This window comes from Paenibacillus typhae (assembly GCF_900099765.1).
Classification (GTDB): domain Bacteria; phylum Bacillota; class Bacilli; order Paenibacillales; family Paenibacillaceae; genus Paenibacillus_AQ; species Paenibacillus_AQ typhae.
In genome coordinates this window covers 64,548-86,768 of record NZ_FNDX01000025.1, presented here as the reverse complement: position 1 = coordinate 86,768, position 22,221 = coordinate 64,548, and the positions used below count along the sequence as shown (strand labels likewise).

The following is a 22,221-nucleotide window of genomic DNA, read 5'->3' as shown; positions in this document are numbered from 1 at the left end:
AAAAACCGATAAATAACATCTTTGCCGGGAAGATCTGCAGCACGGTCACTTTCCAGAAGGCGAAACCAATTCTTCCCTTCGAAGACCAGGGAGAACACGATTTGAAAAATTGCTAGGCTCGAAAGACCGAACGATTTGGAAATACCTGCTTGTCGTAAGGTTTTCCCGATTTGAAGATTGGCAAAAAGTTTGGAAAAGCGAGACTGTTCAGACAGGGAATGTTGTTGTAACATAGGGTTGCGCACCTTTCTTGTTGGCATGTGAGCTCGACACTTCCATGATACCAAACAAGCGAGGTGTTTTTTGTCAACTTGGCTAAATATAGCGAATTCTTCTTACAGTCTCAAGGGTTTAAGCCGATTTTCTAGCTGCGAAAGTTGAGTTACAATGAGATACAAAGATCCTGACACAGGAGAGGAGCTTAGGCCAAGATTATATTATGTTAAATTATCGGAACTGAAATTTTCTTAACCCTGTACAATACGTTACATGGATTGCAGAAAGCTGAGCATTTCTCCACCATTTTGGGTAAACTAACCCTAAGTATGTTTTGTCCAAAATCGGAATATGAGGTGATACCCCATGACAACTCAAAATGCACCCAATAGATTAATTAACGAAAAATCACCCTACCTGCTTCAGCATGCCCACAACCCGGTGGATTGGTATCCATGGGGTGAGGAGGCTTTTGCCAAGGCGCAGGCGGAGAACAAGCCTATTTTCCTTTCGGTCGGATATAGCACCTGCCATTGGTGAGAAGTTCGTGTAAATCAATGAATAAAGATGCCCCTGCCAATGAAATTGGTGGGAGATTTTTTGTTAATAAAGAATGCAATTAAAAATTTGATTTAGCTAAGTATGGCTTGACATAGTATCAATTCGCTGAGGTACCCATAACGGGTGCGGAATCTTAGATTTGTCTCCCCTCAGAAAAAAAACAAGAATTTACTTTTAGGATCGACGACCGTATTGAGCTTTTTTGTCTTTCCACGCGTGTCAATTCAACTTCGTTTAGCATATTACTCATTTTATTTGCCTTCATACAATATCACATATGCTTTATAAAACAAGGCTGCCTAAAGTCTTTTAATTGACTTTGAGGGCAGCCTTGTTTGCTTACTCTTAACAATTAGTTCCAAAGGGTGGTTCCCCACCAGCCTTTAGCAATATTAACAAATAGATAATTTCCTCCACCAATTGTAGGCAATAATGAAGTATCGATTGTATGTGGAGTATACACATATAAAGAATAAGTCGCTTTATTTTTTACCCAAACGTAGTTTTTATAAGTTACTCCATTAGAAGTTACATTATTCCCAAAATTAATGTTTGTAAATACTTTCGGATATCCAGATGCCGGAGCTTGATTATATCTGTTTTTCAGTGTAGAGGCTCCACCTGAAATTTGTTGGTTAAATCCACCTTTTGTATAATCATCGCCGCCGTCTGTTGCACCGTATCCCATTGCGTAATAAAAGCGCCGGGATGAGTAAGATACTGAACCAGGAGTAGCTGAAACTAAAGATGATTCTTTTTGCAGGGTAGCTAGTATAACTTTAGGATTTACACCATAGGTCTGCGCACTACTTGCAATAGAAGAAGCTGCGTTAATTGTATCTCCCTTAAAATAGGGTTTGCCAGAAGAATCTAAGTAGTAGATTAGTACTGTATCTTTTAATATTGAGTTTTTAGATGTAAGGAATGCCTGGATTGATGTCGAGGACATGGTTGAAGTATTTATGAATTGGGCGTCAGAAATAAGTTGATTCATATCTACCCCATTAATAATAGTATCCTCATAGACTGTAGTTGATAATGGGGAGATAAGCGAATTCGTATCAAAAGGAGTTACAAATTCACTATCTACTCCAATACCATCAAGTTTCTTTTCAACAGTCAATTTATTATTATTATAGGTCTTAATTGATCTTAACTTTTTTGATTCATCTCTCTCATATACCTGTTTGCCGTTAAAAGAATCGGTAGATTCAATCATATCGCCATCGGAATTATAGTGATATTGAATCTCGTTACCGTCGCTATGGAACTCATTGATAATTTTACCAGATTCATCATACAGCAGGATATTAACGTGATTGTTACTCTTCAAATATTGCCTTATTTCACTAACAGACGTTAACTCATTTCCCTCATGTGAAATTCTATTTTCAGGTGAAGCAGAGGAAATTTGTGGTACCATAATCAAAACAGCAGAGACAGTGAGAAAAACAGACTTTCTAAAAAAATTAGTAATAGAACTCAAAGAACACACCTTCCTTTTTATATGGTATAATCATACATATTCTATAAATACCATTAAAAACCTTTTTTAGAAAAAATACAAGGAGGATTACATGAAAACTAGAATTTTCTTCCCAATTATGTTAATTATTTTGTTTTTGGCAGCTTGTTCGAAAGTGGGAGATACTAATTATCAATCAATGAATGATCAAACCCCGACCACCGTTTATATCTCCATTTACAAAACTGATTCAACAAAAGTTCAACCAGAATTAATAGATATGATTGGGGATCATAAACTATTAAATCAATTTAACATTTGGAAAAAAGATGGAATCCAGACTTCCCTGCCTTCCCATGAAAAAGTTGATCGTATTTATATTCTTCAATATTCATACGAAGGAGCCGATCCAAAATCGGAGTATTATATGTACGTAACGGATAAGGAAGGGAATTACTATTTAAAGCAATTTGATTATAACGATTCCTACCAATCTTATCAGGCTTCTCTGGATAAGGAAGGAATTTTAAATAAGATTGGTTCAGAAAATTGGCATAAAGTTTCTTCCATGGAGATGGTAAGTGAATGAACTTAATTATTTAGCCCTGGAGATATAAAAATAGCGACAACCATAGAATTTAAAAGAATATTTATAGAAGAAGGCTGCTTTTGTGCCCTTCCCCCGCCAAATTGGGTAAACTAACCCTAGACGTACTTTGCCCAAATCAGCCGAAATGAGGGGATACCCCATGACAACTCAAAATGCACCCAATAGATTAGCTAAAGAAAAATCACCCTACCTGCTCCAGCACGCCCACAACCCCGTGGATTGGTATCCATAGGGTGAGGAGGCTTTTGCCAAGACGCAGGCGGAGAACAAGCCGATTTTCCTTTCAGTCGGATATAGCACCTGCCATTGGTGAGAAGTTCGTGTAAATCAATGAATAAAGTTGCTCTTGCCAATGAAGTTGGCAGGAGCTTTTTTGTTCATAATGAAAACTGAAAAAGGACCAAATAATCCCGTTTTGAACCCTCTTCATTTGGAATGCTTTTGCTGACTAATTTGGAGTATGATATTAGAACAGGTAATTTGTGATAAATGGATGATCCAGCTTATGGAAGAAAAGAAAATTGGAGCAAGCGATTATCTGACCACTTATCCATCATTGTCTACACTGGGTGCTTACATGTATTTTGTGGGGGAGTATGGCACTATTTCTAATAAGGCTTTCAAGGAAGAAGTACTCATTTCACATTATAAAGCTAAACGAAATGCCGGACTCCAAGGGATGGTCACTTGCGGTTGTAGTTTCTATTTATTTTATAAGGTAATGGTTTAGCTGAATAGGGATAGGATTACTAAACAATAGGAGACGGATAAATATGAAAAAAATGGTTAGACAAGTCATTCATGAATGGAATCCTTTTGGTTTATTACCACATGCACCTGTTGATGAATTTGATTCGGAAATTGAAGAAGTCACCCTTTCACTAACAGATGCTACTACAGTCGAAGAATTAGCAAGAAGAATACAAGATATATTTTCTTCCAGTTTTGGCGAGCCATTTGGGTATGAGGAATGTTTAAATACGGCTAAGCAGATATGGGAGCTTGCAGAGAGTCATATAAAGGAAGGTGAGTACTATTGTGAACGCAAGAAATGAGATAGCAGAAGCAATTGGAATTAATCTTCCTCATACCGTACCTGGTATCGAGTATCGACTGCTAAACTCCACAAAGGAAGAAGGGTATACAAGACAATTAATTGAGTATGATTCTTACGGAGACAAGGTTATTGCTTTTCTTTTGCTTCCGGAAATCCTTGATAAAAATCCGGCGATTCTCATAAACCACCAGCACAACAGGGAGCATCATTTAGGAAAGAGCGAGGTTTGCGGTTTAGCAGGAAATCCTTTGCAAGCTTTCGGACCTGCATTAGTCAAAAAGGGATTTGTTGTATTAGCTCCCGACTCCATATGCTTTGAGGAGAGACGTAAACATGCACACGGAATTGAACCTCTCCCAGACAATAGTGACTTTTGGCAGCATTATAATGAAATGTGCTATCGGATAATAAAAGGCGATTCTTTGATGAAAAAAGTGATCGCTGATGCCATGAATGGTATAACGTTGCTTTCTAGTCTTCCTTTTGTTGACAATCAATGTATTGGCACACTTGGACATTCATATGGCGGTAATACGGTTCTATTTCATTCTGCGCTAGATGAACGAATAGCCTTTAGCTGTGCCAGCGGCAGTGCTTGTACTTATGCAAATCGTATGATAAACAATGTCGGGATTGAAATGGCGAGCGTAATTCCGAACTTCCACAACAAATACGATATATATGATTTGGTATCCTGTATTGCACCAAGACAACTGCTTATTGTTTCTGCGGATGATGATAAATATTCAAGAGATGCGTCATATATCGTTGAAAAAGCCAGCCCGGCTTATTTAGAACTGAATGCTTTACATAACCTGTACCACAAGAGATATCAAGGCGGTCATGGACTGACGAAAGAAAGATTCGATTTTATTATAGACTGGCTTAATTCGACAGGGAAACATGGTATGGAGTAAGTCCACATTTTAAAAAAATAAATAAACTTCTGAAGCCTGAACGGCCCGGTTTCTGCAGTGATTTAGTAGAATACACAAGTTTATGACTTTTGCGAAGGAAGGGTAATTTTGAAGAAATTAATATGGATTTCTGTCCTGGTTCTACTAATGATTTTATGTAGCTGTGACAACAACTCCGCAAACGAAAAAAGAGGCGATTCCAAACAAACCATTAGCCAAGGAACTACAAGCAATTCAATTTTAAATGAAACCATTTCGATTTATGATATTAACAATGTAATCATCGGAGAAATTGAACGTTATGGAATCCTGGTACTAACTGATGATAGCATTATCTACAATAAGATTCCGGCTGGATCGGTAGAATCAGCAGCAAAAATGGATTACTATCGTTATATTTTTGAAACGAAAGATAATATTAAATTGGGTACGGTTGATAATTGGCTATACGAAGCTAAATATGACACCACTGTTATTGGTGACTCTTTATACATGTTTGTTACAACTGGGACAAGCTTGGATAGAGAGAACAGAACGCTTCATCTATATAAAGTAGACTTAAATAATAACGCTATGTCGGTTGTTTTTTCTGAAAAAGGTGGATTTCCCTACAATTCTATGACAGCTGTCGGAAATAAACTGTTAATGGCTAGAGTAATCGCTAAGGGCGGTTCTGAGCTGGAAGAGTATGATACAGAAACGAACGAAAGAAAGATCCTGAAGAGATTTGATTTTGATAATAAAGCCCAAATCGGAGAAGCAATCCGGCATATTACATCTGACCATCAAACCCTTTCATTATTACGGCTGAAAATAGAATCCGACGGGAAAACACAGTTGTATCTGGATACATACGACCATAATATGAGTTTCCTGCGTACTGTTGATGTTTCAACTATTCCATCTCATTCTACAGACTCGCCCGGGAATGAATTACGTCAAGGCGTATCTAATTTTGCGGTTGTAAACGATTATTTCTATTATGAGAATTTTAGCATCACAAGATTTTTAGGGAAAATTGAAAATGAGTCCCTGAGCTCTATTATGGATATTAATCCGGAATTTGAAATGTCTTCTGAGTCTGTAGAAAGTAAATTATCAGGCTTATTTTATCAATCGTTCGGCAAAAACAATGACCTATATCTACTAAATTACACAGACGGCACGCTGAAAAAAACAACGTTTAAAGTTGATGACGAAAGGTACTATATCATCAACATTTCGAGAAATTCAAATGATGATCTCTTAATTACAATGAGATACAAAGATCCTGACACAGGAGAGGAGCTTAGGCCAAGATTATATTATGTTAAATTATCGGAACTGAAATTTTCTTAAAAATCGGAATCCCGATTTAAAATTGTTTAAGCATACGATGTATAAGAAGCTTGAAATCTGTGCAAGATATTTTTGACGGTGTGAAGAGAGGTGTGGTTCCGTTGGACCATTTGGTGCTAGGGCTACAAGAGGAATTTAACTAATCACTAAGTCAACTGAAAGCGAGGGGTTGTGTCGCAGAGCATTTCTGAACACACACGCCTAGTAGCATTCCTTTAAAACGGAAAGTGAACAAGCGGTGCCCAAGTATTTCTAATGATGTGAAGTGTGACTTTTAAAGATACTCGAACGATCAAACACCGTCGAAAGGGGAGCCTGTAAAAGGGCTCCTTTTTTATTGAGTAAACGCAACATAGGTTAATCATACGCAAAAACAAAGTTGGATCATTGGCACTTATTCTTTCGCCATGGTCGTAATCTCCCTTTGCTCGGAATTATTATACTGTTAGTTATGATAACAAGGTTTAAAGAGAGAAAAGGCGAACCGAGGCACTAACCCTTGTTGGTATGAAAAGTCCACATATAGCTATTCAACTTGCCACTGGGAAATGGGAGTGAAGTCGGTTGGAATTAAAAACAAGGGTTCAGGTAAGTATCAAAATAATAGTTCTTTTTCTTATCGGTTACACCGTTTCACACTTTCTGTTGACCAATATGTCAAATCGTCTGGAAACATCTATGGATTAATTGTGACTAGTCTGCTTTTTGGCATGTCACATTATGATTTGGGATTTTCATTTGGAGTGTGCATCGCCTTTTCAATTGGAGGTTTCTTTATGGGAGGAGCCGCCCTACGATCTAAGGGGATTGTTTCCCCCATCCTAATGCATATCTATATGAATCTCATTTTTGTAATGACTGGTATGATTTTTAGTTGAAAAGTGTATTACCTTACATTTTGTATATGTGCTCCAAATATTGGCGTGGAGTCCCATAGTATATGATTTGCCTATATTGCGGATATGTGGATTCAAAATAAATATAAATTGGAGCATCAAGAAGTAGGGGGTAAATCTTATAAAAGGATTGATCGCCATACACAATTCCTTTTAAGGCGGTATCCATTTCTTTTTTAAAAATGCTAAAACGGATATCAGATATATTTTTACCGAATTCTCCACCGTCTACATACACCTTGCCAGTCAAATTGAAATGATTTTGCTGATCTTTGGTCCATTCTGCCAGCACTTCATCCCGCATTACCCAGTTAATGGCCTCGGTATTGTATACATATCCAATGTCTAAAAATAAATCAGCAGTAATATCAGAATGAGTTAGCGTATATTTTCTTCCTTGTAGTGGTTCTAATGAAGTAGCAGGTGGGATTAGTTTCACCATTAATTTATGAGGATTAAAATCAGACATATATATTCCTCCAAAGGTAATCAGGTTATAGCCTAAACGTTCTGAACGGACGGCGAATATCCATACTGACTACATCATGATCTTGTGTTGAATCAGCGCACGTTTAATTTTATGATATGTAAGAAAATTACCTTTGCATCTTAGCGGAGGATTAATTGTTCAATTATTACTGGTAATGGAGCTATGGTAGTAACTTTAAACACTAACCTCCACCTCTGTTAGTGTCTTTTCCCTCCCCAAGGGGTAATACTAACAATGACCCAATCCGTTTAAGGAGGTTACATATAATGGAATTCAAAGAAGGCAAACAGCCTAATCGACTGTTAAATGAAAAATCCCCTTATCTCCTTCAGCACGCCCACAACCCCGTGGATTGGTACCCATGGGGGGAGGAGGCTTTTGCCAAGGCGCAGGCTGAGAATAAGCCGATTTTCCTTTCGGTAGGATATAGCACCTGTCATTGGTGGGATGTTCGTGTAAATCAATAAATTAATGCTTATAAAACAGCCTTTGATGGTTGTTTTTTTTAATTCGCCATACTTTTGCCATGTTCGTAAGTAAAGAAATGTGCGAAAGTAATATTAAGGAAATTCCCTATATCCTACATATGAATGGAGTGCTTATTATGTATTTTGATTTTAACAAATTCAACTATAAATTAGTTCAGACTAATGAGCAAAAGGCTTACATTCAAAGAGATAAAAAGGCATATTTAGAAATAGTAAAACAATGGTTTGATAATAATCTCGATGAAATAATTAATCGGAAATGGGAGATAGAGGATATTTTGTTTTTTGAGGATAATAGCGATTTTGTGAAATTACTGAAGGAGGCAGAAGCTCTTTATGAATTTGGTTTTTTTACTAGTTGCATTGCTTTGATAGGGATTTCAGTTGAGGATTTTACAAAGTATTTGGTTACTGAAGCTGGGAAAAATGAATGGCAATCAGAAACACAGTTTAATAGATTAAGGCTAATGTTGGAATCAAATTTGATTTCAGAAGACTCTTTTACTCTTATGAATGATATCCGTAAGATAAGAAACGATTGCCTACATTATAGTGATAACTTTAAACAAAAAGATAATATGATTTTGAAAGGAGAAGCTCTAAGTGTTATGAATAGTTTTAAAAGTATGTTGAAGATTTCAATAGGATTTAAAGAGGAAATGACACTGGATATATTCGAAGATATTGCTATCAAAGCAATAGATGAAGTAAACGATTCGGAAAATAAATATGTGAAAAATTTTGATGACATGATTTTTAAACAACGTAATGCCCTTTCGCAACTTTTCAATTTAGATATAACCGTTAAACCAGGTACTGATCTTGTATCTAGAGAAAGTTATTACATTATCGAAGCAGTGGATTTAAGTTATATGGAAATAACTCTAATTGATACTGCTAATGGTTTTCCAGTTTTTATTGACTTATCCGATAAAAATATAGCTCAGATCAAAGAAATGGAGCTAGTTAAGAATAGTCTTGTTTATGCCGCAATAACATCAACTGTAGATGGATTTGGACAAACCGCAGCTTGGACTTTAACAAGGATAAAAAAACTAAGCAGATGTTAGATGATCATCTCAATAGTATAAAGTTAATAAAGGAGTACATTATGACAATTAAACCTATAGTTATTGACGATTATTTTATTTGAGAATTCGCGTAGATATTTAAAGAAAGCGGAACGAGAATTCATACAATCGAATTTTTAGAAAAAATCCTGAGCGCTGTACATGTACTCAGGATTTTTTTTGTTTTACTTAGTTAATTTTCAGATGTTTCTTGTGTAGAATCTGGAACTTTTAAATGAGGTAAGGGGGATTCGATTGGAGTTATGATCGTACGATTTAATATTTCTGCAACATGCTTATGAAACTGATATTCAGCCTGTTTAGAGCAATTATTCTTTTCAGTTATTACGTAAGTGTATTTATTCTTCATTTTATTGCCTCCAAATAATAGAATTGTTCTTTTTGATCAACTCGATCAAAAATGTTCAACATTCTAATCAAAAGGCAACTCAAAATTAACTTTTAGGAGAAGGAATTTATGAAAGATAAAATGATAAAACATGTAGCAGTTTATTTACGGAAATCCAGAGACGATGGTGAATTTGAAGATGTTCTTTCGAAGCATAGGGATACCCTTCTGGCCTTGGTTTCGAATAAGAATTGGACCTATAAACTATATGAAGAAGTGGCCTCTGGAGAAAAGATAGAATCTCGAAAGGAAATGCAGCGGCTATTGGGACATGTGGAGGAACAGTTATATGACGGTGTAGTGGTCATGGATATTGACAGATTAGGGCGTGGGGAGAATAAGGATTGGACACTGATTAAAGATACTTTTTTAAATTCAGACACATTAATTATTACACCTAATAAGGTATACGATTTAGATGTGGATAATGATGACGTTTCATTTGATTTCATGTCGATTTTTGCGAGGATGGAATACAAGACAATCAAGCGAAGAATGAAACAGGGGAAAGAAGCAGGAGCTAAAAAAGGCATATGGACGAATGGAAAACCACCGTTTCCGTATTATTATGATAAGAATACAAGAGCGGTACTTGTGGATGAAGCTAAGCGTCCGATTTATCGAACCATTGTAGAAAAATATTTAAATGGAAATAATCTGGGTGAAATTGCCATTTGGTTGACAGATAATCGAATACGAACTCCTTATAATATAAAACCAAATGGTATAGACAAGGGATGGTCTAACGTGACGGTACAGCGTTTATTGCTAAGCGAAATTCATCTTGGTTACATTACCTATGGGAAGACGCGAACCAAGCGAGGACAAGTTGAATTTGTACCTGAAGAAGAACAAATAAAAGCTATAGGTGTACATGAAAAACTAAAATCACAAGAAGAGCATGATGCCATTAAAGAGCGGTTGGTCAAAAACCGGTTAATGAATCCAAATGGACGTAGAAATCTGTTTCCTTTGTCAGGATTATTATATTGTGAAAAATGCGGCTGTAAAATGCAGTTCAGAGTAGCTTACAGCAAAAGTAAAGGACAGTATTGGAATACGCTTTGCTATCATCGTTATAAAGATGGGAGTAAGTGCAAACAAAAAGGAAAGGCATTGGATGAGGAATTCTTTAATACATTGTATGATCGAGTAATTCAATTAGACTCGAACATTATTAGGGATATTGAAATGCATAATAATGGGTTTGCCGACACGAAAGCTATAATTGAAATAAAAGAAGCGGAATTGCATAAAGAGAGTCGGGCATTTGTTAAGCTACATGAATCTTACGAAGAGGATATTATTACGAAGCAAGTATTTTTAGAACGAAAGGCTGTTAGGACAAGACAGATTCAGCAGTTGGAGAAAGAATTGGAGGATCTGCGAAAGCTGGTAGTAGATGAAAGTAGTTAACCTACTGTAGAGCAGATCGTTGAGCGGATTGGACAGTTCAGGGAGTTATGGAGTGAAGTAGTGACTAGTGAAGAGAAGAATCGGGCGTTGAAGAAGTTGGTGGAGCGGGTTGTGTATAATCGGGAAGGGTATCAGGTGGAGTTGACGGTTTGTTATAAGTAAAATAATGCATGAAGCAATTTGAAATTAACTATGGGCCTCTGGAATTGTTCTGGGGGTTTTTTATATGGGGAAATTTAGTTCTTTTGGAAGGGGAGTAGAGAACTTTGTCGAATATTAAAAAGAGAATGGGGTTCTGGAGTTTTTTGGAATAATTTCTGCGGGAGATTGAACTAAAATCATTTATAAAGGATGAATATTAATAATGGAACTGAATACGGTTTTTAAATTAGTTCAGAAGTTCACTCAAGATGTTCCATTAATTTTAATGGGTACTGGTGGAACAATTCCTTATGGTATTCCAGGAATGTTTCAACTTTCCGAACATCTCATTACACAACTAGGACCTAAATATAGTTTTGATAATGAATGGGTTGAATTCCAAGAGCGTTTAAAGAAAGGGCAAGATCTGGAGTCAGCACTGACCGGGCTAAACTTGCTGGAAGAAATCATGTATGATATCACGAGAAGTACGTGGGAGTTAGTTGCTAAGTACGATTTACAGCTTTTTCATAAAGTACTAAAGGACGAAATCACTTTGTCTATAGGTAAATTACTAAAAGCAATGTGTGTACCTCACCCTAAGCAAGTGAATGTTATTACCACAAATTATGATCGCGTTATTGAATACGCATGTGATCAATTTAATTTATCTGTAAATACACTGTGCGCTGGTAGATATATGAGGATGATCGATATTGAATTAGCTAAGGGGAAAAGAAAGGTTAATCTATTGAAAGTACATGGTTCTTTAGACTGGTTTGAACACAGCAACGGAAGTATATATTCAATTCCTTTACAAGCAATAATACCGGAACAAATGCATCCGAAGATTATTCCGCCAGGATCAGAAAAATATCGCTCAATCGCTCAACCTCCTTGTAGAGATGTAATACATATTGCAGATGATTACATTGCAAAAGCTGATAGCTTTTTATGTATTGGTTATGGGTTTAATGATGAGCAGATACAAACTAACATAATTAGTGCCATTCGCAAGGGAAAACCAATAGTCGTAGTTACTAAGAAATTATCGGACTCTGCATTAAAAATGATATCAATGAATGCAACCAATTATGTAATAATTCAAGAAAATGATATAGCAGGATACACAGATTTTTTAATGAAAGATGTAAAACACTCAGAAAAAGGAGAGTTTTGGAAGTTGGAAGAGTTTTATAATATTCTTAACTAATTTGGAGGTTTGTAGATGTCTATTTTCAAATTTCAAGATCCACAGGCTGTAGGTAAAGTCCAAAGCGTAGATACTGCTTCCGTTATTGTAAAAGTTACTAGAGGCGACATGCTTTCTAAACTACAGGTGAATCATTTAGTTGTGATCCGCGCTTCAAAACGTGGACAGCATTTAATTGGATTGGTTGTTAAAATTATGCGTAAATTTGATGAGGATATGGAAGTGGAGGATGAAGAAGTTCCATGTTCAAATGATATTGTTAAAATAACCTTGATAGGTACTTTTTTTGATAAAATTGGACTTGCTTCAAATCAATTTAAGCGTACGTTGGAATCAGTACCCGAGATTGATGCTGATTGTTTTATAATGGACGATGTAACATTAACAAGTTTTATGGGGGTGATATCTCAGAGCTCAGCAGATACTAATAATCCTCTATGTATTGGAACCTATACGCTCAATGATAATGCAAAGGCTTGGTTGGACGGGAATAAGTTATTTCAACGACATGCTGTCATTGCTGGAAGTACTGGCTCTGGCAAGTCATATACTGTTGCCTCTTTAGTTGAACAAATTGCTAAGTTGGACTCATCGAATGCAATATTATTTGATATCCACGGAGAATATGCACCAATTAAGGGGGAGGGAATTCAGCATTATAAGATTGCTGGCCCATCAGATAGTGTGAAAGATGGGAACATGTTTTTGCCGTATTGGTTACTTACTTATGACGAAATGTTATCCATGATGCTTGATCGTAGTGACAGCAATGCCCCTAATCAGGCGATGGTTTTTAGTAGAACAGTTCTACAAGAAAAAGAAGCTTCTTTAAAAGAACAAGATAAGGCGTTTATGTTAGATAACTTAACAATTGATAGCCCTATTCCATATAGAATTGATGAACTAATTAATAGTATAGAAGATTTAGATACAAGAATGGTTCCTGGAGCAAATAATAAAGAAAAACAAGGGGAATTTTACGGTAAGCTTTCACGGTTTATTCAAAGGTTAAAAGCAAAAATACAAGACAAACGTTTGAATTTTATGTTTTCTAATGATCAAGCGTTATTACAATATGATTATATGACCTCCCTATGTAAAAAATTAATGTCCTCAGCTTCACAAGGTGGAGGGGTGAAGATTATTAACTTCTCTGAAGTTCCTTCTGATATTTTGCCATTAGTAGTTTCACTAATTGCTAGAATTGTATTTTCAGTTCAACAATGGGTAGATAAGGACAAAATCCATCCCATTGCGTTGTTTTGTGATGAAGCGCATCTTTATATTCCAGCTAATGTACAACTTGGAGTTGAAGCATCAAGCTTATTAAGCTTTGAACGGATCGCTAAAGAAGGAAGAAAATATGGGATCGGTTTGGTAGTAATTTCTCAAAGACCGTCGGAAGTAAACCGGACTGTGCTTAGTCAAAGTAGTAATTTTATTGCTATGAGATTAACGAATGCAGATGATCAAAATGTTGTGAAAAAACTTCTGCCAGATAGTCTGGGAAACTACGCAGAACTTTTACCCATATTGGATATTGGAGAAGCATTGGTCGTTGGTGATGCAAGTTTATTGCCCAGTAGAGTTAAAATTGCTGAACCTAAAATGAAACCTGACAGCGCGACAGTTAAGTTTTGGGATAAGTGGTCTCAGAGTACAGTTTCTGATGTATTAGCAGTTGCAGTAGAATCAATGAGAAAGCAATCAAAAAATTAAGTTAGAAATAATACAAGGTGACTTGCAACGGTAACTCAATTAATTAGGGGAACCTTTTTTCCTCCCAATGCGACTCCCAACTATAATAAGCAAAATTCAAGCGAGTTTATTTTTTTATAGAGAAGAAAATCACTTAAGCATTGGGGGAATCATAATTGTCCAAGTTGACAGACATAAAGCAAAGAATTTTACAACTAGATGGTGGTGCATTTCAAGAATTATGTGATGCGTATTTATATAAATTAGGATACGAAAATGTATTATCATTGGGCATGAAATCTGGAACCATGAAGACTACAAAGGGTATCCCTGATACATATTTTCTTGATCCAAACGGAAATTATATTTTTGTTATGTACACTACTCAGCAGTCAAACATATTTGAAAAAATACTCGCAGATATTTGCGATTGTTTGAACCCCAATAAAACTGGGGTAGAGGCAACAGGTATTGCAGAGATTATCTATTGTCATACCTCAGCTAATTTATCTGCGGGGAAAAGCAAAGAGCTACGCGATTATTGTTCATGCAATGGAGTGTTACTTCAATTATATGGAATAGACGATATAGCCAGTAATATTTATACTCGGTTTCATGGAATATCACGCGATTTTTTAGGGATATCAATTAGTACAGACCAAATTTTTGAAGTCAACGAATTCATATCTGTTTATGATTCGAACGGTATGGCAGCCCCACTTTCAACTACGTTTAAGTTTAGAGAAAGTGAAATCAACGAAGTGTTAACTAAAATAGAAAATACAAGCGTTACGTTGATAACAGGACCTGCTGGAGTAGGGAAAACACGATTGGCTTTGGAGTGTTGTAAAAAATATGCATATGAAAATGATTATAGATTGTTGTGCATTCAAAGCAATCGACTTCCTATATATGAAGATTTAAAAGTATCTTTAGATACTCCCAACAGATACCTTTTGCTAATTGATGATGCAAATCAACTTTCAGGATTACAACATATACTGCAGTATCTTACAAAGTATAAACAAGGTTATGATGTGAAAATCGTAATTACTGTGAGAGATTATGCAAGGCTAACGACGATTCAAGATATTCGCAATTATACAATTCCAGAGGTTTGTACGATTAGCACGTTTTCAGATGAAGAGATAAAGAAACTTCTAGAGGCTAATCTGCAGATATTAAATACAAACTATCTCGATAAGATTGTTAGGATTGCTGAGGGAAATGCGAGGCTTGCTGTCATTGCGGGGAAGCTTGCGGTTGAAACACAATCCTTATCTAGCATTAATGATGCGACTCAATTGTATGAAGGATATTACGGTAAATATATACAAGAAAATATTTTCGATCAAGATAGAGATTTGTATGCGGTAGCAGGCATAATTTCTTTTCTATCAGCAATAAACCTCGAAAGACTAGAATACCTGATACCCGTTTTGGAGAAATTAGGCATTTCGGATAAAATGTTCATTAAATGTGCCTATAAATTACATGAATTGGAATTAGTTGATATTTACAACGATAAAGCTGTAAAAATATCCGATCAATGTCTCGGTAATTATCTACTTTCGTATGTATTTATAACGAAGCGGATCATTCCGTTATCAGTAATGCTGAAAGAATTTTTTGGAAGCCATAAACCACGTGTAATTAATGCGATAAATACTCTAGCAAATATCTTTGCTTCTGAGGATATGCATCAAAAACTTGAAAAAGAAATCTGTATTGTATGGGATGATTTTGAAAAATCGCGGAGTCCCTTGTTCTTTGATTTTGTAAAAGTGTTTTATAGTACTAGACCAACTGAAACGCTCCTGATGTTAAAAGAAAGAATTGATTCATTACCTCAAGGGAGTTTGGATATTAATTCTATAGATTTTGAGAAAGAGAGTCGTAATCAAAGCGTAAATGACGATATTTTAAGCCTTATAGGTGGGTTTCACGATAGAAGTGATTTGCCAGAAGCTTTGGATTTATTGTTCGAGTATTACAAAAAAATGCCGCAAGGTTTCATGAGTTTCTATCACACAATTAACAATTCATTTAGTGTTAAAAAAAATTCACATCGCTATGACTATTGGACGCAGATTCAACTGATACATAAATTTATTGAGCATGCTGATACATGGAAAAATGAAAATGAATGTATTCTTTTTATTAGAGTTGCTGCTGAGTTCCTAAAACTGTATTTCTCACCTTCAGAAGCTGGGAGAGGAAATACCATCATTATGTCTCAAATACCAGTTCAGCTAAGTGAGGGCTCTAAAAAATATAGAGAATTGATATGGAATAGTTTATTTGATTTGTATCAAAATGAAGAAGCATACCAGCAAGAAATTGAGACTATAATTAAAAATTATGGACACTACAATAGAGATAAAATAGAGGAAGAATTGGTTCAGTTAGATCTCCCATTTATTGTCCGCTTTTTTAGTGATCTTTTTTCACCGAATAGGCTGTCACATTGTATTATTGCAAAAACAGTAGCAGATCAATTTAAACGTTTGGGTATAGATTTACAGCCATATTTATCTGAATACCTGAATAGTGCTGATTTCCTAATCTATCACATTTTAAAGGGTAAGCGTCACTTAGAAGAATTCGATTGGAAGAAGGAACAAGAGTTTAAGGAGTCTGATATCAGAACGTTATTAAAGGGTTGTACGGAAGAAGTGATTCTGAATATAATTCAAATATGTTCAAATTATCAAAAATATGATCCTAAAAATACTTGGGATATTAGTAGTGGGTTGCAGTATGCGTTCAATCACCTGGCAATTAATAGAGAACTTTTTTTATATGTTGTTGATATCTATTTAGCTCACAATACACCTATAGACTTGTATCCTGATCCAATAATTATTAAGTTATTTGAAATTGTTGGTGCTAAGCGAGCCTATGACATTATTAATAAAGTTGAATTTGATCAGAAAAATGCCTGGCAGTTTTCTTTCTATAAGAATCTGCCCTCGGAAACTATTTCGAGACAACTAGTACAAAGCTTATACGACTTTTTATCCTCAAATGAGGGTAATATTACTTCATCACCATACAGAGAAATAGAGTTTTTGGAAAGATATAGACATGTTGATGACGAAATATTTGTAAAAGCAAGTAGAATTATTACGAGAAAGTATGACTATTCTCCCTTTATGTTTTCATTATATTTTCATTCGATGTTTGGGTCGTATGGTGGAGGTATTAATCCAGACATACTAATTAACCGATTCAAAAAAGATTTGGGCTTACTGAAAGAAATATACTTTAAATTAATTTCCTACGAAAGACATTTAGATATCGACGGACAATATCTAATTCATTTTATAAAGGGTGAATTTACATTTATCGATGAGTTTATTCAGTATACTTTGAAAGATAGAGACTCTTTGAGGAATGAAGATGAAAACCGGATATCTGTAATTTGGAATTGTGACAACTATATGCAACTCGCCGATCATATTTTCAAAGTGTATTGTTATGATGAAGGTATTCAATCATGGCGAGTCTCAGATTACATATCAAGCCTCTTCATAGTCAGAGATAATTCTGATACTCGAATTATTCGTCAAGACGAATGGTTATCTCATTTCATCAATATTAATTATGATAATTCAAAGTTCATGAAAGTTTTATTTTCATCTATTACTGAAGCTAAGGTTTCAATTGAACGCCGAAAAAAGCATCTTCTGCATTTTATTCAATTAAATACTGATCCCATTTTATTTGAAGAAATTCAGTTGGAATCAAGAAGTTATGGTGGGTGGGGAAGTATGATTCCATACATGGAAGCAAGAATATCTTTCTTAGAATCTTTGCTTCCGGCTTTAACTGGATTAACTTATTTAAAGCACAAACAAAGAGTTGAGAGGTCAATTGAAGCATGGAGACGGGAAATTGAGCGAGAACAGATTGATGAAGTTCTAAAAGAGTTTTAATTAAATGAAATGAGATAAATCGTAAGATATTAATAAGGTGTTACTTATATGATCTTTGCGAGAAATTGATGACCATGAATTTCCGGTCCCTTACTAAATACTTCTCTGATGTTTGTAGTCTTTTTCATATCCTGAGCCTTCCCCCACCTTTTTGGGTAAACTAACCCTAAGCAATACTTTACCCAAATCCAACACGAAACGAGGTGATGCCCCGTGACAACTCACAAAGTACCCAATAGATTAGCCAAGGAAAAGTCACCATACTTGTTGCAACATGCTTACAACCCGGTGAACTGGTTCCCTTGGTCTTAAGAGGCTTTTGAAGTCGCAAAACGCGACAACAAGCCTGTCTTCTTATCTGTTGGGTATAGCTAGTTGTTGATCCACAAGAACTTGTCATTGATGAGATGTTAGTGTAAATCAATATATTAATACTTATAAAGCTGCCTTTAATGGTGGTTTTTTTTGATTCGCCATACTTTTACCCTGTACATAAGTATCAAAATAATGGAAACTATTACTAAAGGTGAATAATTGCTTAAGATATTAATACTTGTTTCAAATGATAATTAGGGGTGGTTGTTTTGAAAAATTACATTATTGATATTGCAAGTAAGTTATTAACTTCGCAAGAAATAAGCGAAATCCGTAAAATTTCCAGTAACCGAAATAATCTGTTCTCTTCAATGCTTGAGATTGACATAAAGATTGGTGGAGCAGGCATTCACAATATCAATATTGGAGACACTGGGCGGTATGAGAGAGGGGACCGAGATATTTTTCGGCCAATTCAATATATTTATGCTTATCTAAAGATGAAACCTGAAGATTTTGATTGGGTTACTAGAGAAATAATACATATGAGTGGATTACATTTAGAGTCGCTGATAAAGAGATTGTTTACTATCCGCAGGTATCCATTAGGCCAAGCGCTTGCCCTGCCTTTAGCAAAAGTGAAATTAGAAAGACATTTGTATGAAACCTTGAAGTTAGTTATCAAGCCGTATAATAACGCTAAACATAACTTAGAACAGCACAAAGATACACATTTGTTTGATACAGAGACTGCTTTGCTTTACTATGTTGCAGTAAGGAAGACGGCATTAATGCTAATGCCGATTACACATTTATATACTCCATCAACCACATGGAATTCAGTAGATATAGAACCAACGAATCTAATTTAAGTACATCCACTTTTAATAGTTGTTACAGCTGACTGCTCATACTTTTATTGGTAAGCTTACAAACTTTGTGTCAATGTAATTAAATTTAAAAAGGATGTGTTTTCAATTGATTATAAAAATGGATTACTTGAGAATTCATATGATTTTATAAACTCATCACTTTTGTACTACAGCTATTGTAATGACAATCCCAGAGCATGGAAACTAACATTTATTAATTTAGTTCAAGGAATTGAATTAATGATTAAAGAAAAACTTAGAAGAGAAAATAAGTTCTTTGTTTATGAAAATATTGATAAACCCAAAAACACAATTTCTCTTTCGACAGCGTTGGATAGAATGATCAACATTCTAGATATTCCTTTAGCTAAGCAAGATATTGAAACTATAAGAAAAGCTATTCACATTAGAAATCAGATGATGCATTATGAAGTTGATTCTTCAATAATAGAATTACAATCAAATTATTCAATTCTTTTCGAATTCGTTACTTCCTTCCATTACAGATTTTTGGGAAGTGAGCTGCATGATAATATTAGGGAAGAACTATGGGAGGTGGAAGCAGAATTAATTAAGTTTTTTCGAAGTGAATTGCTTATTTATAACGCTGAAGAAGTTCACAAAAATTTTCCTAAAGATTTTTTGGAATCAAAATATATTGAGGAATACGAGATAATTGGAATAGGATATCCTAGAATAAGATATGGTAATGAAAAATATGGAGAATTGAAACTGACCTTTCAAAATAAATGTTCCGAATGTCTTGTTAAAATTGGGGAATTCCATGTGCCAGGTTGTGACGTAGAACAGTGCCCTAAATGTTACGGGCAAGCGATTTCGTGTGATTGTAATTATGAGATCGAAGATGAGAGTATTGAAGTTAACATATAGTATTATTTGATGAGATCGAAAAAGAGAATTTTGAGAATGAGCGAATTGTATAAAGAGCCTACCTATGGTAGGCTCTTTAATTATTTTTTTCCAATTCAATTTCTATCAACCTAACCAAATCCGAAGCCCTCATGTTAAGGCCTTTAGCTACTGACAACACTGTATTCAAACTAGGCTGATTTACTCCACGTTCTAACATAGAGATATAAGTACGATCAAGATTACTTTGATAGGCAAGTTCTTCTTGGCTTATATCCTTTTTTATCCGAAGTGCTTTAACCACTTTTCCAAAAATGAAATCAATATTCAAGTAGATACCTCTTTTTGAAACCATTATCTGCTGTTTACTTCATAGAGAACACAGAGAACTCTCTACAAAATGGTTTAAAATAGCAAAAATGAGTGATATAATAAAGCTATAAAGAAATTATCATTTCACTAAAAGTTTCTTAGAAAAGAGGTGAAGTCAATGAAAAATTGTCCGAACTGTGGAGAACAAAAACAGCATCTGGATACGTTGTACAAATGTACTCACTGTTTTAAAGTGTACTGTCCTAAATGTGGGGATAATAGATGTCCACAATGTGGTCATGGTGGAGTTACACAAGATATTGTTATATATTAGGAAGTTTTTTGGAATTCAGTACATAAAGAAATGAATACATTCGGATATGGGAAAATTGTATGGAGGAATTATGGAGGAAAAAAAATCTTGGTTACACGTGGAGCATGCTTCATTAGGTTACCTAAAGACATTCAAAAACTTTTTTATTTATTTAGGGATTATAGGAGGAGTTTTTTTAGTCTTAATAGTTAATGCCTTAATAAGAGATTTGAACGATTCAAATCAAAGTGGAAACGCCGATGCTTCAAATTCCAATTTAATCATTAATGAATCTTCCCTACCTGCTAGTGACAATTCAGTAATTAATGTGGTAGAAGATACTGCTGTACCTACTTCGCTACCAAGCCCACAACCAACGGATAATTTGGCGGAAGAAAGTTTGAATTATAATGAATTTGATGTTATGGGACCAAGTGATTTTTTTGGCTGGATAAGAATAAAATTTAAGGTTACAAATAATACAAGTAAAGTTCAGTTTTTAGATGCAAGTGAATATGTCATTTTACGAAATGGGGCTAATTCATTAAGCCAAACGAAATACTCTCCAGGATTCATGAATGAAAATATACAAGTTTATGAAAATAAAAATATTAAATTACTACCAGGTGAATCAGCACTTTGCAGTTTAGACTTTGGCGGAGGGGACATAGGGAGGGATACAGAGTATACGTTAGCGTATATTGACGGAAACGATGTTCTGGATATTTCAATATTGCCCTCAAGCAGACCTTGGGTAGAATGAAATATTGAAGTGCTGATAATGACTAGCCAACTCCATTGGGGTTGGCTTTTTTTTTAGAGAAATACAAAGTGTGAAAATAATTTGAAGAGTAAAAGCTCCAAATGTGGAAAAGAAAGCGTAAACAATATCGAGTACTCATTTTTCTCGAAAATTTTACGTCTATCATTAAAAAAATTTCTGATGCATAATGACTCCATAAGGTAAACGGATAGGTAAAGATTTGTGGAAAGGGGCCAAATATTTATAAGTAAAAGCTGATGGGCTGTTAGGGAGCGATGAGTGTTATTTTTAAACTTACTAAGGAGATGGGAAAAATGATTAATAATAATTTGGATGAAAAAGAAAAAATCAGTGATGAAAATACTTGTAATTTAAAGGGTGTTGATATGAAAGCAGCAAATCATAAAAATAAAGATTGCAGTAGGGATGAAGGTAGAATCAATGCTCTTTTATATTATGCAGTTTTAGCAGGTTTAGATTGTAAATTTAGTGTATCCCAAGAGGAAGAAGAAAGTTTTGTTTATAAGATTGTTCTAACCTCAGACATTAATAATGCCGAACTTACCGCGACACTTTTATGCCAAGCGGATGGAGCTTTTGAATTTGAAGAGGAAACTCCTCGCGTTGAAATTTTACGTAACTTAAAAGAGGTTTGTGAGTGTATTTATTTAAGCTTTGAAGGTGCTTTTCACTGGATAATAGAATTCATTGATTTTTGTGTTAATCCAAATAGGAATTCCCTTGAGGGGAAATAAAATCTCTGGAGAGTGTTACATTTATAGGGTTTTATAATATTTAAATAATAAATACAAAAGGAAGAAAATATTAATAAACTGTGCCAGTATTTCATTCA

The 22,221-nt window shown here is 35.0% G+C and carries 19 protein-coding genes and 5 pseudogenes; 19 read left to right on the top strand and 5 right to left on the bottom strand.

What is annotated here, in order from left to right:
• Positions 1-233: pseudogene (locus tag BLR64_RS19090) on the bottom strand (IS4 family transposase); the annotation flags it as partial.
• A 349-nt stretch (positions 234-582) separates the two neighbouring features.
• On the opposite strand from BLR64_RS19090, the pseudogene BLR64_RS19085 reads away from it, so the two are divergent.
• A pseudogene (locus tag BLR64_RS19085) lies at positions 583-753 on the top strand (DUF255 domain-containing protein); the annotation flags it as partial.
• A 376-nt stretch (positions 754-1,129) separates the two neighbouring features.
• Here BLR64_RS19085 and BLR64_RS19080 read toward each other — a convergent pair.
• A complete protein-coding gene (locus BLR64_RS19080; protein ID WP_244157768.1) occupies positions 1,130-2,263 on the bottom strand; it encodes a hypothetical protein in 1,134 nt (377 codons plus the stop codon).
• 91 nt (positions 2,264-2,354) lie between these two features.
• Here BLR64_RS19080 and BLR64_RS19075 point away from each other — a divergent pair, with 91 nt between their 5' ends.
• The 7 genes and pseudogenes from BLR64_RS19075 (at position 2,355) to BLR64_RS31265 (ending at position 7,042) form a co-directional block, all read left to right on the top strand.
• A complete protein-coding gene (locus tag BLR64_RS19075) occupies positions 2,355-2,831 on the top strand; it encodes a hypothetical protein (RefSeq protein ID WP_090716517.1) in 477 nt (158 codons plus the stop codon).
• A gap of 160 nt (positions 2,832-2,991) precedes the next feature.
• Positions 2,992-3,162, top strand: a pseudogene (locus tag BLR64_RS19070) (DUF255 domain-containing protein); the annotation flags it as partial.
• A 195-nt stretch (positions 3,163-3,357) separates the two neighbouring features.
• Positions 3,358-3,582 (top strand): hypothetical protein, encoded by a 225-nt coding sequence (locus BLR64_RS19065; protein WP_139172024.1) that lies wholly within the window; start codon positions 3,358-3,360, stop codon positions 3,580-3,582.
• Positions 3,583-3,625: 43 nt separating this feature from the next.
• Positions 3,626-3,907 (top strand): DUF1871 family protein, encoded by a 282-nt coding sequence (locus BLR64_RS19060; RefSeq protein ID WP_090716514.1) that lies wholly within the window; start codon positions 3,626-3,628, stop codon positions 3,905-3,907.
• Positions 3,891-4,826 (top strand): alpha/beta hydrolase family protein, encoded by a 936-nt coding sequence (locus BLR64_RS19055; protein WP_090716513.1) that lies wholly within the window; start codon positions 3,891-3,893, stop codon positions 4,824-4,826. Before BLR64_RS19060 ends, BLR64_RS19055 begins: the two co-directional genes overlap by 17 nt.
• Before the next feature lie 108 nt (positions 4,827-4,934).
• Positions 4,935-6,164 carry a hypothetical protein gene (locus BLR64_RS19050; protein WP_090716512.1) on the top strand — a complete coding sequence of 410 codons (1,230 nt, stop codon included), beginning with the start codon at positions 4,935-4,937 and terminating at the stop codon, positions 6,162-6,164.
• A gap of 548 nt (positions 6,165-6,712) precedes the next feature.
• Positions 6,713-7,042 carry a CPBP family glutamic-type intramembrane protease gene (locus BLR64_RS31265; RefSeq protein ID WP_090716511.1) on the top strand — a complete coding sequence of 110 codons (330 nt, stop codon included), beginning with the start codon at positions 6,713-6,715 and terminating at the stop codon, positions 7,040-7,042.
• A 13-nt stretch (positions 7,043-7,055) separates the two neighbouring features.
• On the opposite strand, the gene BLR64_RS19040 is transcribed toward BLR64_RS31265, so the two are convergent.
• A complete protein-coding gene (locus tag BLR64_RS19040; protein WP_090716510.1) occupies positions 7,056-7,529 on the bottom strand; it encodes a staygreen family protein in 474 nt (157 codons plus the stop codon).
• 287 nt (positions 7,530-7,816) lie between these two features.
• Between BLR64_RS19040 and BLR64_RS19035 the strand changes: the two are divergent.
• Both BLR64_RS19035 and BLR64_RS19030 read left to right on the top strand, forming a co-directional pair.
• A pseudogene (locus BLR64_RS19035) lies at positions 7,817-8,014 on the top strand (DUF255 domain-containing protein); the annotation flags it as partial.
• A 140-nt stretch (positions 8,015-8,154) separates the two neighbouring features.
• Positions 8,155-9,108, top strand: coding sequence for a hypothetical protein (locus BLR64_RS19030; protein ID WP_090716508.1), 954 nt, complete (start codon positions 8,155-8,157; stop codon positions 9,106-9,108).
• A gap of 193 nt (positions 9,109-9,301) precedes the next feature.
• On the opposite strand, the gene BLR64_RS30385 is transcribed toward BLR64_RS19030, so the two are convergent.
• The gene (locus BLR64_RS30385) at positions 9,302-9,478 is read right to left on the bottom strand and encodes a hypothetical protein (RefSeq protein ID WP_167360729.1); all 177 of its coding nucleotides are present in this window, start codon (positions 9,476-9,478) and stop codon (positions 9,302-9,304) included.
• Positions 9,479-9,586: 108 nt separating this feature from the next.
• Here BLR64_RS30385 and BLR64_RS19025 point away from each other — a divergent pair, with 108 nt between their 5' ends.
• The 7 genes and pseudogenes from BLR64_RS19025 (at position 9,587) to BLR64_RS18995 (ending at position 20,001) form a co-directional block, all read left to right on the top strand.
• Positions 9,587-10,933 (top strand): recombinase family protein, encoded by a 1,347-nt coding sequence (locus BLR64_RS19025; protein ID WP_090716507.1) that lies wholly within the window; start codon positions 9,587-9,589, stop codon positions 10,931-10,933.
• Positions 10,934-11,297: 364 nt separating this feature from the next.
• On the top strand, positions 11,298-12,287 hold the full coding sequence (locus tag BLR64_RS19020; RefSeq protein ID WP_090716505.1) for an SIR2 family protein: 990 nt from the start codon (positions 11,298-11,300) through the stop codon (positions 12,285-12,287).
• Between the two features lie 15 nt (positions 12,288-12,302).
• A complete protein-coding gene (locus BLR64_RS19015; RefSeq protein ID WP_090716503.1) occupies positions 12,303-14,006 on the top strand; it encodes an ATP-binding protein in 1,704 nt (567 codons plus the stop codon).
• A gap of 155 nt (positions 14,007-14,161) precedes the next feature.
• Entirely contained in the window at positions 14,162-17,923 is a 3,762-nt protein-coding gene (locus tag BLR64_RS19010) for an ATP-binding protein (protein ID WP_090716502.1), read from the top strand.
• A gap of 213 nt (positions 17,924-18,136) precedes the next feature.
• Positions 18,137-18,295 (top strand): annotated as a pseudogene (locus tag BLR64_RS31260) (DUF255 domain-containing protein); the annotation flags it as partial.
• A 212-nt stretch (positions 18,296-18,507) separates the two neighbouring features.
• A complete protein-coding gene (locus BLR64_RS19000) occupies positions 18,508-19,110 on the top strand; it encodes a hypothetical protein (protein ID WP_090716500.1) in 603 nt (200 codons plus the stop codon).
• A gap of 240 nt (positions 19,111-19,350) precedes the next feature.
• A complete protein-coding gene (locus BLR64_RS18995; RefSeq protein WP_090716499.1) occupies positions 19,351-20,001 on the top strand; it encodes a hypothetical protein in 651 nt (216 codons plus the stop codon).
• Positions 20,002-20,077: 76 nt separating this feature from the next.
• Here BLR64_RS18995 and BLR64_RS18990 read toward each other — a convergent pair whose 3' ends face one another.
• Entirely contained in the window at positions 20,078-20,311 is a 234-nt protein-coding gene (locus BLR64_RS18990; RefSeq protein WP_090716497.1) for a helix-turn-helix domain-containing protein, read from the bottom strand.
• 385 nt (positions 20,312-20,696) lie between these two features.
• On the opposite strand from BLR64_RS18990, the gene BLR64_RS18985 reads away from it, so the two are divergent.
• Positions 20,697-21,368, top strand: a complete 672-nt coding sequence (locus BLR64_RS18985) for a hypothetical protein (RefSeq protein ID WP_090716496.1) — start codon at positions 20,697-20,699, stop codon at positions 21,366-21,368.
• A 314-nt stretch (positions 21,369-21,682) separates the two neighbouring features.
• Complete coding sequence (locus BLR64_RS18980) at positions 21,683-22,123, top strand: hypothetical protein (protein ID WP_090716494.1); 441 nt, start codon at positions 21,683-21,685, stop codon at positions 22,121-22,123.
• Positions 22,124-22,221: the final 98 nt, after the last annotated feature.

Coding starts and splice junctions, on each gene's coding strand:
- BLR64_RS19075 (WP_090716517.1), top strand. CDS start 2,355: ATGAAAACTAGAATTTTCTTCCCAATTATGTTAATTATTTTGTTTTTG.
- BLR64_RS19065 (WP_139172024.1), top strand. CDS start 3,358: ATGGAAGAAAAGAAAATTGGAGCAAGCGATTATCTGACCACTTATCCA.
- BLR64_RS19060 (WP_090716514.1), top strand. CDS start 3,626: ATGAAAAAAATGGTTAGACAAGTCATTCATGAATGGAATCCTTTTGGT.
- BLR64_RS31265 (WP_090716511.1), top strand. CDS start 6,713: ATGGGAGTGAAGTCGGTTGGAATTAAAAACAAGGGTTCAGGTAAGTAT.
- BLR64_RS19040 (WP_090716510.1), bottom strand. CDS start 7,529: ATGTCTGATTTTAATCCTCATAAATTAATGGTGAAACTAATCCCACCT.
- BLR64_RS19030 (WP_090716508.1), top strand. CDS start 8,155: ATGTATTTTGATTTTAACAAATTCAACTATAAATTAGTTCAGACTAAT.
- BLR64_RS30385 (WP_167360729.1), bottom strand. CDS start 9,478: ATGAAGAATAAATACACTTACGTAATAACTGAAAAGAATAATTGCTCT.
- BLR64_RS19025 (WP_090716507.1), top strand. CDS start 9,587: ATGAAAGATAAAATGATAAAACATGTAGCAGTTTATTTACGGAAATCC.
- BLR64_RS19020 (WP_090716505.1), top strand. CDS start 11,298: ATGGAACTGAATACGGTTTTTAAATTAGTTCAGAAGTTCACTCAAGAT.
- BLR64_RS19015 (WP_090716503.1), top strand. CDS start 12,303: ATGTCTATTTTCAAATTTCAAGATCCACAGGCTGTAGGTAAAGTCCAA.
- BLR64_RS18995 (WP_090716499.1), top strand. CDS start 19,351: ATGATTAAAGAAAAACTTAGAAGAGAAAATAAGTTCTTTGTTTATGAA.
- BLR64_RS18985 (WP_090716496.1), top strand. CDS start 20,697: ATGGAGGAAAAAAAATCTTGGTTACACGTGGAGCATGCTTCATTAGGT.
- BLR64_RS18980 (WP_090716494.1), top strand. CDS start 21,683: ATGATTAATAATAATTTGGATGAAAAAGAAAAAATCAGTGATGAAAAT.